Raw genomic sequence first — 12,210 nt, 5'->3', positions numbered from 1 at the left:
GATCAGGTCAGAATATCAAAATACTGACCACGACCGCCTGAACCAGCCGTCAGGTTATGCAGCGGATCACCTGACGCGCTATAGGTCGGGGACGAGATCTTTTCGACATATTGATCTGATTGCGTCTTTTGCTCGCCGTCTTTCAGGAACTGCTTTTGTTCACTGCGGTCGCGCTGATAGGACTGAACAGCGCGTTCAATCTCCTGATCCGATGTCAGGACCGAAGCGCGGGTACCGTCAATAATCCGATTTTGTTCGGCAAACCGTTGTTCATCGCCACGTTGTTGGGCGATGGGGCTTGCCTGACGGATTGGTGATGACTGCTGAAGGTCAGAAAAAGGCGCAATATTTACCATTGACGGAACTGCTCGTTTGAACCGATTGGTGTTTTTAATTCGGGCGGAATATTACTCAGAGTGACTCGGATTTGAAGCCCTAATTTGCCCTTCACAGCGATAAAAATGACAAGTCTTTGAAAACCAAATCAAAGAAGTTTTGGTTCGTTGGCATTATCGCTGTCAGGGTCATAAATTCCGGTCGCGAATCGGCCCGAACTGGTCTTGGCAAGCGCCTTTAATTTCGCCGCTTCGACCGAAATATGATCAAGCGTGATGTCGGTGCGTTCGGCCGGAATCCGGATCAGGGCCGCACTGACACTCATCAGATCAAATCGCGTTGGTTTGCCATCGCGTCCCTTACCGGTCAGGTATCCGCTTTCGCGGGTTTCCGGGTCATAAAAACTTTTGATCTGGGCATTGAACATTGCCTGGACGCGATGAACGGCCTCAACCGCATCTTCGAAGTCAATCGACTGGACATAGGCAAAGAAATCATCGCCGCCGATATGGCCGACAAACCATTCATTCTGGCTAAGGACCTTGCCCAGAATATCCTTGAACAACAGGATCGCGCGGTCGCCTTGGCGGAAGCCATACCGGTCATTGAACGGTTTGAAGTTGTCGAAATCGAAATAGATGGCAAACCGGCGGCGGCGAGGTTCTGAAAGTGCACGTGCGGCATAGCGGTAAATCGCACTGTTGCCCGGCAGACGGGTTAGCGGGTTTTCATCGCGCGCATTTAACGTGTTGCGCTCATTAACGGCACGCAAAAGGGCACTTTGATCGAGCACTCCAAGATACTGGCCATTTTCGGTCAGGATTACACCATCAAGTGCCTCGGTTGAGACAAAGGTTTCAAGAAGTTCAGACAGGCTGGTGCGGATATCGGCAATCGGACAGCGTCGCAGGAAGCGTTTGATATTGGCCCGGTTGGCCGGATTTTGCAGCAATTCACGGCCAAACGGGGTGTAGATGAACGCCTTGAATTCGGAATCCCGCACAATACCTAATGGTTCACCATCCTGATTGACCACCGGCACCAGTGAAATGTCTGGGTTCTGCTGAAAATAGCTCAGGATATCGACTGGATTGATATCACTTGGCAGGGCTGGCGTTTCAAGCAGATAGGATCTGACAACATCATCATCGCGATCTGATTGGCGCCGTGAGTTGGCGGCGATATCGGCGGCGGTTTTCACAAGGTCAGTCTGTTCGGGGATATCAAGTGTCGGTCGCGCGATAAAGAAGCCCTGTACCAGATCGCAGCCCAAACGGCGACAACACAGAAACTCTTCGCGGGTTTCAACACCTTCGGCGACGACCTGTGCGGCGATCATGTGGGCAAAGGCAGTGATCTGTGTAACGAACAGTTCCTTGCGGCGGTCGCGGTCGATGCCATCGATAAAGAATCGATCGATTTTGATAATGTCGGGTTCGCACTCATAAAGTGCGCGCAACTGGGCAAAACCGCTGCCGTAATCATCAATGGCAATCTTGAAGCCCTGACTGCGATAGCGCACCAGAATGTCTTTAAGGTATCCGGCATTGCTGATGTCGTGGCGTTCGGAAATCTCAAGGAAGATGGTATCGCGTTCAAGTCCGGCATCACTCAGCAACGCGGCGGTTTGACCGGGCTGATAATCCTCGGTTTTCACAACGCGGTTGTCGAAATTGTAAAACAACTTGAGCCGCTTGGCGCCGGGGAAACGTGCGAATTTCTTGATCGCCTTGGCGCGCAGCATCATGTCGACACTGTGCAGATTGCCTGTATCCCACGCGGTATCAAACAGCGCCTGAATGGACGAAAACCCGGCATCCTCCCAGCGGCGCAGCAGCGCCTCATAGCCGAAAACATGGCCTGTATGGGGGCTGACAATGGGTTGAAATGCGAAGTCGACTTTCTCGACGACCTGCTGCCAGTTGCGCAGCATGACCGGTTGGGTCACAGGTCGTTCAGATATCCACTTTTCATCTGCATCAGAATCCAAATGCAGTACCCCGATCTTCGAAATGGTCTGATTTCCCGGAAGTTAGAAGGATTGATTTTTTCCGGTTTCTCGTATCCCAGATATGACAACAAGTTCGTTACAGTGGGGTTACGAATATGTGACATCCGCGGAAAACATGCACTTTTCCGTCAAGAATGCCGCGTATTTCTATACGATGGGCTAGACAAATCGGGAAACTCGATACCGCCTCGGCCTAGCCGTTGGTGCGTTGGGCAAGGGGATGATGTTCCTGAACCAGTCCGCGCAGCCGTGACTCGAGGACATGGGTATAGATCTGCGTGGTCGAAATGTCCGAATGCCCGAGCATCTTTTGCAATGATCGCAAATCTGCCCCATTGGCCAGAAGATGGCTGGCAAAGGAATGACGCAACACGTGCGGCGAAACCTTAGAGGGTGGCACGCCGGCCTCAATCGCCAGATCCTTGATCATTTTCAAGAACATCTGGCGGGTCAGATGCCCGGTTTTCCCGCGCGACGGGAAAAGGTATGAGGATTGACCAGGGCGATCCGCATGGCCATCTGATTTGTCTGATGGAATGAAGGCATCGCGAACGTCAAGGTAATCGCGCAGCGCATCGCGTGCCGGATCTGAAAGCGGCACCAGCCGTTCCTTGCTACCCTTGCCGCGCACAATCAACATCTGCGGATCACGCGCCGCAGCAGCAAAGGGCAATTCGACCAGTTCGGAGACGCGCATGCCCGTGGCATACATCAGTTCCACCATCGCCAGAAGGCGCTTGCCCTTGATGCCAGGATGATTTGTCGCTGCCTCAATCAGGCGGTCGATTTCTTCAATCGACAGGAACTTGGGCAAGGTCTGCCCCTGTTGCGGGCTGTCGATATTCGTTGACGGGTCGTCATTACGATAGCCATCGGAATAAAGGAATTTGTGAAACTGCCTTAAGGCCGACAGTCGCCGCGCCTGTGTACGCGGAGCAAGCCCGGCGGAACCAAGTTCTGCCATATAGCGCCGGACATCTGCATCACTTGCCGCCACCGGGTCGGATTTTCCGGCTGTCAGCGAGGAGGCGTAATCCTCAAGGTCGCGGCGATAAGCATCAAGTGTATGCGCACTGGCCCCGCGTTCGGCCGCCATCATTTCGAGAAAGGCCGATATTAGCGAACTTGTCAGTGCCTTGGCCATGGCCGGTCCCAGCAGTGATTAAAGGACTTGATGATCATGTATCTCAGTGATTGAACGACATCAGCAATTCTGTCGCCAGACGCCGCGCATCACTTTCAAGCCCAACAGCTTCAAGCGACGTTACGGTATCACTCAGAACCTTGGGGTCGGCATTTTCAGCCGCAGCAATCTGTTGGGCCTGAATGACCATCGCGACGGTTTTTGCTTTTTGCTGCGCGCTGGCTGCATCATTCAGATGATGGGAAACCGCACTGCTGGTCGTGACGCGTTCTTCGGCATAGGGGGCTTTCAAAAGACCATCCCACAAGCTGTCGGGAACTTCGATGCCAAAGCCTTCAAACAAATTGAAGATCAGCTCGCTATAGCGTCTTGCCGCAGCCTGATCACCGCGTGCTGCCTGCATTTCCTGCCATTCGATCATGCGCGCACGATGACGGGCAAGGGCGGCGGCGCGATCAGATGCACTTTGAACATCTTCGGCAGAGGCCGAATTTGGCATCACGGTTGCCGATGCCATGCCGCCACTTGATGTCGGGGCACCCGGCACAACAGCACCGCCAAGCCCGAAGTTCTGTTGCGGGGCCGATTGGGCATCCGTCCCGAATGTCTGAACCGAATTTCCGTTTGCCGCGTTGGCAACAGGTTGGGCCGGTTTGATCGCGCCGGTTTCTTCCAGACCTGAAATCGCCAGCACCGGATACAACAGGCTCAAGCGCGACGAAATGTCATTGGAAGCATTGGCCGAAGATCGGGCAACCTGAAGCCAGTTTTCCGCCCGTTCGAAACTGTTTGCGGCAATCGATGCCTTAAGGGCGGCAACCGCAAACCACGAAAAGTCGCCATTGACCGGAATGTCGGCCAGCATGGGGGCGGATAGGCGTGCCGCCTGCATGAAGTCGCCTTCAAACTCGGCGGTCTCAAACAGCGCAGACAGAATTTCGGCACGTGCTGCCGGCACATCACTTTGTACCGCAGCCTGATAAAGTTTTGCGTATTGGCGGGCCTGAATGCCTTCGCTGGCGTCATCAAGAACACTTGCCAATGCATCGGCCGTGAAATTCACAGACTGGTAGATGTCTGCCAACTGTTCCGCGCTGATCAGGCCGAGTTTTTCGGCCTTTCGCGCGGCTTCCAGGCGAACATCGGTCGCAGTTGCCTTGGCATTGGTGATGCCAATGATGGCGGCAGGATTGCCGGTTTCAAGCTGACTGGTCGGAATTGATTGTTTGGCAATTTCCAGAAGCGCAAGGTCCAGCGGGCGCAACTCGTCAAGCAATTCGGGGTTGGCGGCACCGCCGCTTCGGATGGCTGATACCAACCCAAAGAAGGTTGCATCGCCTTCACCGCCCATTTCGCGGACGAGGTCGACCGAAAAGGCTGCCGAGGTCGGATCATTGGCATAGAACGCGCACATTGCGGCGGCCTTTAGCCAGAAAACTTCTTCGTAACTTGCCCCGTAACTTTCAATCGCATCACAAGCCGCATCAAGTTTTGCGCCGATCAAAAGGGCATTGATCTCTGCTTGCGCCAGCATGGAACCGCGCGACCCTTGCGGGGCGGCGCGCACAAGTTCGATGGCGTTATCAAGGGCACCCATTTCAATCAGCTTGGCAACGCGCGCTTCAAGCAGACTGATTTCGGGTGAATCTTGTGGCAGGGCGGCGGCGGAAAGCAACATACGTTCCTGCAAATCGCGTGCGGTGTGGGTGGCTGGTGTTGCCGGCAGTTCGGAAATAAGGTGTGCCGCGGACCGGCGTGTGGTGCCATTCCACATATCAATGCCAAGTCCGCCGCGCGACCGGCCGATGGTACCAACCGCCTCGGCATCGACAGCACCCAGCGACAGTGACTGCACCGCATTAGGATCAGACGGGAATGTTTCGGCCTGGGTGGTGTTGGGTACCGTGCTGCCAAAGCCGCCTGACAACGGGGCACTTGTCGTGCCCGGATTGGTCGGGCCCTGGTCAGACTGGCGTTCCGCGTCCTGTTCGGCTTCCTGTTTTAAAAACAGCGGCACCGGGGCGGATGTTTGTGCGAGTGCAGGCGCGCAAGCAAGTCCCGTTCCCGTCATCATCGCCAGTAAACAAGTTCGCATTAGCAGCCGGGAACGCAACGTCATCTTAGTTGAACCTCGAATTCGGGATGGTTTCTTCGATTTGGGCGGTCGGGGCCGGGATGTCCCAGGTCACCAGGAATGTGGCGCCGCCAGCAATCACAGCGATAACCAGCAACAGGATGATGCGCGATAAAATCTTCATTTTAATCCAGACTTCGAAGCGTTTGAGCGAAGGACGCGAATACCAGTATGCGGACGAAAATCAAAGATGCAAGAACCGCAATTCTTGGTTTGGACAATCATTTCAACCGTGCCACGGCTTGCCTGATGCCCTGTCTTTGACCCTTCATCGCATCGGTGTGGTCGCATGCCAATTCGGCAACTTGATGGCAGTATAAGTCCCTGTTACTCACAGAGAGTTAATGACATCTGGCGCAACTAGGTTGGTTTAAACGTTGCCCATGCATGCGAAAAGTGACCGAAAGCAGTAGTTTGACGCAGCATTTTTGTCGCGTTTTCTTTGCCGTTTGCTTGCGTTCAGGGGCAAGCTGCCCTAAAGAATTGGGTAATTTGTAACGCATTTGATTGAACCACAGGACTGCAAACCGAACATGGACAGCAACATTGCCGAGTCGGGTTTGCACGAAGACGTGATCGCCAGAATTCGGAACGGTCTTAAGGGCCGTACATTGGTGTTCATTGGACTGATGGGTGCAGGGAAAAGCTGCATCGGCCGGATGGTCGCCAAGGAACTCAATCTGGATTTTGTCGATGCCGACCGCGAGATCGAAGAAGCCGCCGGCTGCTCGATAGCCGATATCTTCAAGCTGTATGGCGAAGAGGCTTTTCGCGACGGCGAGGAACGTGTAATTGCCCGTTTGCTTGATGGCGAACAGATCGTGTTGGCCACAGGCGGTGGTGCGTTTATTCGTGAACGCACCCGTTCGCTGATTCTCGAAAAATCCGTATCGGTCTGGCTGCGTGCCGACCTTGATCTGCTGTTGCACCGGACCAGTGGGCGAACACATCGCCCATTGCTCAATAACGGTGATCCCAAGCAGATCCTGGCAGAGCTGATTGATACCCGGTACCCGGTCTATGCCGGGGCAGACATTATTTTCGACTGTGATGAATCCTCAAAGGAAGCGACCCGTGATGCAGTTCTTGAACTGCTTGCGAACTCCTTTGATGACAACGGTCAACTGATCAAGACAGGAACCTGACAGAGTGAGCAATCACGACACCCTTCGCGTCGAACTTGGCGCGCGCAGCTATGACATCCTTGTTGGCAGCAACCTTTTGGCCGACACCGCCAAATATATTGCCCCGTTCGTCAAAAAGGCCGGTGTTGTCGTGATCAGCGACGCGGCCCTGTCCGAAAATCACCTTCCAACAGTTCTGGCATCCCTTGACGGGGCCGGGATTGCGCATCGTGAAGTCGTCGTGCCGTCGGGTGAAAAATCCAAAAGCTTTGCCATGTTCGAAAGTGTCGTCGAACAGATTTTGGCGATGGGGATCGAACGTTCCACGCTTGTAATCGCCTTGGGCGGTGGTGTGGTTGGTGACCTTGCCGGGTTTGTTGCGGCGTCGCTTCTGCGCGGGCTTGATTTCGTTCAAATCCCGACGACCTTGCTGTCGCAGGTCGACAGTTCGGTTGGTGGCAAGACCGGGATCAATTCCAAATCTGGTAAAAACCTGGTCGGGGCGTTCCATCAGCCGCGTCTGGTTCTGGCCGACACTGCGGTTCTTGATACTTTGCCTGCGCGTGAACTGCGGTCTGGCTATGCCGAGATTGCCAAATATGGCCTGATTGATGATCCGGAATTCTTTGCGTGGCTTGAAGAAAACGGTCAAGCGGTTCTGGATGTCGACGGGCCTGAACGCCGTCAGGCTGTCATCAAAAGCTGTGCGGCCAAGGCGCGCATCGTGTCCGAGGACGAACGCGAAGGTGGCAAACGTGCGCTTTTGAACCTTGGTCATACCTTTGGCCATGCGCTTGAAGCTGAAACCGGCTATGGCGAGAAGCTGTTGCACGGGGAAGCAGTCGCCATGGGCATGGTGATTGCGCATGAAGTATGCGGTGCCATGGGTATGGCGCCTGCGGGCGAGAAAGACCGGATTGTTGCCCACCTGAAATCGGTTGGTCTTCCGGTTGCGGCATCCGAAGTTACCGGCATGCATTGGGATATCGACAAGGTGATTGGGCACATGTCACGCGACAAAAAAGTCCGAGACGGCGAAATCACCTTTGTCATGACGCGTGGCATCGGCAAGGCTTTTACATCCAAGGCGATGGATGTCGATAAAATGCGCGCGGCCATCACCCGGTCCTGCCGCGGGTAAAGGTTTTGCGACATTTGATGCCCCGATTGGCACCAATGTGTTGTTGTTAACTTGTTTAACGCCATTTGACCTTATAGATGAACACGGGACAAACTTGTTCTGTTGAGTTCACCGCTTGGAGACGGCCCTGAATGACGATCACGATTGTCGTGATTTTTTTCCTGTTGATGCTTTCGGCATTCTTTTCTGGCTCGGAAACCGCGCTGACGGCGGCGTCGCGTCCGGTCATGCACCACAAGGAACAGGATGGTGACCAGCGGGCCGGGATCGTTAACAGGCTGCGCCGTTATCAGGAACGGCTGCTGGGCGCGATTTTGCTTGGCAACAATATGGTCAATATTCTGGCCTCCGCGCTTGCGACGTCGGTAATGATCGAACTGTTCGGCGAGAACGGCGTCGTCTATGCGACCGCCGTCATGACGGCACTTGTTCTGATATTTGCCGAAATCCTGCCAAAGACCTACGCCCTTCAGAATGCCGATACCATGGCGCTGCGTGTGGCGCGCCCGATGAGCGTATTGGTGGTTCTGTTTGCGCCGATCACCCAGACCATTCAGGTTCTCGTGCAGGCCACCTTGCGCCTGTTTGGCAGTGGCGAGGGCCCCGGGCTGGACAGCGAACGTGAATTGCGCGGCGCGATTGAATTGCATGCCGATGACGTGGTTGTTGGCGAACACCATGCCGAACGCACGATGTTGCATGGGGTGCTGGACCTGGAAGACGTCGGTGTCTGGGAAATCATGGTGCACCGTCGCAAGGTGCAGATGATCGACATTTCCCGCCCGATGGAAGAAATCCTGGATACGGTTCTGGCAAGCCCGCATACCCGTATTCCGATTTACGAAAAGGACCCGGACAATATCGTTGGCGTCCTGCATGCGCGCGAAGTTCTCAAGGCGATTGTGCGCGGTGCCAAACCTGAAACTGCCGAGGATGTCCGTGAACTGAGCTCCGAACCCTGGTTTATCCCGGATTCAACCACCCTTGCCGATCAGCTCAAGGCGTTCAAGGAACGTCACGAACATTTTGCCATCGTCGTCGATGAATATGGCGCGTTCGAGGGCGTTGTCTCGCTTGAAGACATTCTGGAAGAAATCGTTGGCGATATTGCCGATGAAACCGATGTCGAAGTGGTTGGTGTGCAGCCACAGGCTGACGGGTCAGTGATCGTGCGCGGCGATGTCACCATTCGTGACCTGAACCGCCGGTTCGGCTGGCGTCTGCCAGATGAAGAAGCCGCAACCGTTGCCGGACTTCTGTTGTATGAAACCCGACGCATTCCCGATGTCGGTCAACAGTTCCGTTTCCATGGCTTTGAATTCGAAGTGCTGCGGCGTATCCGTAACCAGATCACTCGCGTGCGGCTACGCCCGGTTACCGATCCGGCCGGGGACGAGCAGGAATAAATCCTGCATCCAGGTTTTGTCCGTCTGACAGAATAAAACCTTATTGGTGTAAAAAATTTCAGCTTTATCTACTTATGGGTTAAACTCTTGTTTCAGGGTCTTGACCCAAAGGATTGCAGGGCCACTTGCAAATAAGGGCCCTTCACACTGTGTCATCCAATGACGTCATCCAAATACGACGTCAGCCAGTGTGAAACCAGATGATCTGATCGGGTTTGGGCTTGTGGCAACAGCAACCTGCAGAGAGAGATGCATGGATACGAAAATTGTACCGGGTGTGGTCCAGGAACAATCCATCGCGACACTCAATCCCGCCGATTCCGTGATGGACGCCGTTAACATGATGTCTGAACGCAAAATTGGCGCGGTCATCATCGTCGACAACAATGCCAAATTGGCCGGAATTTTTACCGAGCGTGACCTTGTCAATCGCGTGGTCGCCAAGGGGCTTGATGCGGCATCTTTGCCGTTGTCCAAGGTCATGACAGCAGATCCCGATACACTTGGTCCCAATGATTCGGCCATGAGTGCGCTTGATTTGATGAGTGCCCGACGATATCGCCACCTGCCGGTGGTTGATGGCGACAAGGTTGTTGGCATGGTGTCGATCCGTGACCTGTTTAACGTGGTCAAACGCCAGCTTGAAGAAGATGTGCGCGAACGTGAAAAGTTCATCTTCGGCTCCGACTACGGGGTCGCATAAACAACCGCGATTTCAAAAGCATAGCCTGATGTTGGCCTGAGGGGATTTGTCCCTTCGGGCGCGTAGGCATGCGTGAAAGATTGGAGGCCGTGACGGCAGACAGCGCTTTTGCTGCTTGACAGAGTGCAGGTGAACGTCTTTACGTTTACGTAAAGGAGATAGCCCCATGCCATTGTCCAGTCCCGCTGAACGTGAACACATCCATACCCGCACAGTGACCTGTCAGGGGTTTCGTCGCAAAGACGGTCTGTGGGATATCGAAGGTCACATTACCGACATCAAAACATACGGCTTTTCCAATCACGACCGGGGTGAAATCCCGGCGGGCGAGCCAGTCCATGGCATGTGGATCCGGGTTACCATCGGGGATGATCTTGTGATTCGCGAGGTCGAGGCTGTGACGGACTATGCACCGTTTTCGGCTTGCGATGCAGTTACGCCGAATTACGAAAAGCTGGTTGGATTGAAGCTTGGTCCGGGATTGCGCAAGCAAATCCGTGACCGCGTCGGTGGCGTTCATGGTTGCACGCACCTTAATGAGTTGATGGGGCCTGTTGCGACCACGGCGTTTCAGACGGTCTTCCCGATCCTTGCCAAGGAATCCCTTCAGGCGCGTGAAGAAAACGATGACACACCGTCGCGTCGCAATCCTCTGATCAACACATGTCATGGCTGGCGAAGTGACGGGCAGGCTGTGAAGCGCATATCCCCCGACTTCTATACGGGCGACGAATAACGGCGTCGTCTTGCAAGCGCACGTGGGCGGTCCAATATCAAAGGGGTCCGTAACGTTTAGTTGTCAGGTGACTTGCGATCATGTTGCGCCTGAATGGAAACGCCAAAAAACAAAACAACCGAAAAGTCGGCAAGGGGGGCCTGGTCCCGGTTGCACTTTTAGCGCTGCAGTGTTGTGTCGCGGGCATCTTGATGCTGGCTGCCCCTGCGTTACAGGCGCAGGACCTTTCGTCCTCGCAGGTCCAGGCAGGACAAGAAGATCCTCATCCTGAGGATGGCTTCTTGATCTTGCAGACCAATGTTCATCCTCCCTATCAGGAACTGCAAAACGGAACGCTTAGCGGATTTTCCGTTTCAATTCTGGATTGCGTGTTTGATCGGCTCGACGTTGGGTATGGGCTTGCCATCGCCCCACGGCAACGCAACCGTGAAATGGTGCGCACCGGCAAGGCAGACGGCTTTTTCCTGGCGCGCATCAGCGAGGAGATGGACGCGTATGCGGTGGCGACAAATCCGTTGGCGCTTGAAAAATGGGTATGGGTTTCATCGTCTGGCAAATCGAATGATCCGCGGATCATGCGCCCTCCCAAGCCCGGCGACTTTTCCACTGTTGGCGCGATACTGGGATCGAACGAGGCCGAGTGGTTGGAAGAAACCGCATATGAAGATGTGGCGCGTGTTCCGTCCATCGCCTCGCTGGTGAGCCAGGTAGCAACGGGTCGGGTTGATTATGCCCTTGTTGACAAGCACAGCTTCGAGATTGCCCGCAAAGAATTGGGACTGACCGCCGACAAATTTCTCGTCCAGTTTGAACGCTATGCGCCCTTGGTGGTTTATCTTTCCAAACAGTATGTTGCAGAGTTTCCCGAAATGCTTGAGCAGCTGAATGCTGTTTTGCAATTTTGTGAAACCCGTCCCATGCGTCTTGAGCCATGGGAGCGCAGTGCTATTGAACGAGTTCAGTTACCTGTCGTGCATCAGTTTGCTCGTTCACCGGAGCTTCTGGCCCGTGTTCAGAGGCTGCTTGACGAGGCTGAAAGTCCGTCGGAAGAGAAGAAACGTCTAAAAGACGTCGTGTGGGCAGAAATGGCCCGCAAGGGCGAGAAAAGTAAAACAGCCAACAAAATACTCGAGAACGAATTGTCAGAACACCTGCGGATGTTCCAAGCCAATAAAGGGGAACAGATTGCAGAAGCATTCATATTTGATGTTCATGGTCAGATCATCGGAATGAGCCGTCTGACATCGGATTTTGATCAAAGCGACGAGCCGCAATTCCAGATGATCGAAAGCATCAATCGCGATCAGGTCCTGATCACCGATATCCTCTTCGATGCCTCGACCCGTGCCTTCCTGTCGCAAATTACGGTGCCGATCATTGACCCAGATAGTGGTCAGACACTTGCCGCCTTGACCGTTGGGCTCAATGTTTCTGCCGCATTACGCCCGGAAAGTTGAAGATTAACCGGCAACGTC

11 protein-coding genes are annotated in these 12,210 nt (G+C 54.3%); 6 read left to right on the top strand and 5 right to left on the bottom strand.

Going from position 1 to position 12,210, the window contains the following annotated elements; all coding sequences use genetic code 11:
- Window positions 1-2: 2 nt before the first annotated feature.
- The 5 genes from HED22_RS12835 to HED22_RS12815 form a co-directional block, all read right to left on the bottom strand.
- A complete protein-coding gene (locus HED22_RS12835; protein WP_167722796.1) occupies window positions 3-356 on the bottom strand; it encodes a hypothetical protein in 354 nt (117 codons plus the stop codon).
- A 128-nt stretch (window positions 357-484) separates the two neighbouring features.
- Complete coding sequence (locus tag HED22_RS12830) at window positions 485-2,284, bottom strand: GGDEF domain-containing protein (protein ID WP_368484500.1); 1,800 nt, start codon at window positions 2,282-2,284, stop codon at window positions 485-487.
- A 256-nt stretch (window positions 2,285-2,540) separates the two neighbouring features.
- Window positions 2,541-3,491, bottom strand: a complete 951-nt coding sequence (gene xerD, locus HED22_RS12825; protein ID WP_167722795.1) for a site-specific tyrosine recombinase XerD — start codon at window positions 3,489-3,491, stop codon at window positions 2,541-2,543.
- Between the two features lie 43 nt (window positions 3,492-3,534).
- Entirely contained in the window at window positions 3,535-5,565 is a 2,031-nt protein-coding gene (locus tag HED22_RS12820) for an antifreeze glycopeptide (protein WP_254870018.1), read from the bottom strand.
- 46 nt (window positions 5,566-5,611) lie between these two features.
- Complete coding sequence (locus tag HED22_RS12815) at window positions 5,612-5,749, bottom strand: hypothetical protein (RefSeq protein ID WP_167722791.1); 138 nt, start codon at window positions 5,747-5,749, stop codon at window positions 5,612-5,614.
- Between the two features lie 409 nt (window positions 5,750-6,158).
- On the opposite strand from HED22_RS12815, the gene HED22_RS12810 reads away from it, so the two are divergent.
- The 6 genes from HED22_RS12810 (at window position 6,159) to HED22_RS12785 (ending at window position 12,192) form a co-directional block, all read left to right on the top strand.
- Window positions 6,159-6,770 carry a shikimate kinase gene (locus tag HED22_RS12810; protein WP_167722789.1) on the top strand — a complete coding sequence of 204 codons (612 nt, stop codon included), beginning with the start codon at window positions 6,159-6,161 and terminating at the stop codon, window positions 6,768-6,770.
- 4 nt (window positions 6,771-6,774) lie between these two features.
- On the top strand, window positions 6,775-7,890 hold the full coding sequence (gene aroB / locus HED22_RS12805) for a 3-dehydroquinate synthase (protein ID WP_167722787.1): 1,116 nt from the start codon (window positions 6,775-6,777) through the stop codon (window positions 7,888-7,890).
- 131 nt (window positions 7,891-8,021) lie between these two features.
- Window positions 8,022-9,296, top strand: a complete 1,275-nt coding sequence (locus HED22_RS12800; protein WP_167722784.1) for an HlyC/CorC family transporter — start codon at window positions 8,022-8,024, stop codon at window positions 9,294-9,296.
- 253 nt (window positions 9,297-9,549) lie between these two features.
- The gene (locus HED22_RS12795; RefSeq protein ID WP_167722782.1) at window positions 9,550-9,999 is read left to right on the top strand and encodes a CBS domain-containing protein; all 450 of its coding nucleotides are present in this window, start codon (window positions 9,550-9,552) and stop codon (window positions 9,997-9,999) included.
- 166 nt (window positions 10,000-10,165) lie between these two features.
- Window positions 10,166-10,735, top strand: a complete 570-nt coding sequence (locus HED22_RS12790) for a DUF2889 domain-containing protein (protein WP_167722780.1) — start codon at window positions 10,166-10,168, stop codon at window positions 10,733-10,735.
- 80 nt (window positions 10,736-10,815) lie between these two features.
- Window positions 10,816-12,192: a transporter substrate-binding domain-containing protein gene (locus tag HED22_RS12785; RefSeq protein WP_167722778.1), complete on the top strand. Its 1,377-nt coding sequence runs from the start codon at window positions 10,816-10,818 to the stop codon at window positions 12,190-12,192.
- Window positions 12,193-12,210: the final 18 nt, after the last annotated feature.

The sequence above is a fragment of the Thalassospira sp. HF15 genome, from assembly GCF_011806525.1.
Lineage (GTDB): Bacteria > Pseudomonadota > Alphaproteobacteria > Rhodospirillales > Thalassospiraceae > Thalassospira.
This window is presented reverse-complemented; position numbering and strand designations above follow the sequence as displayed.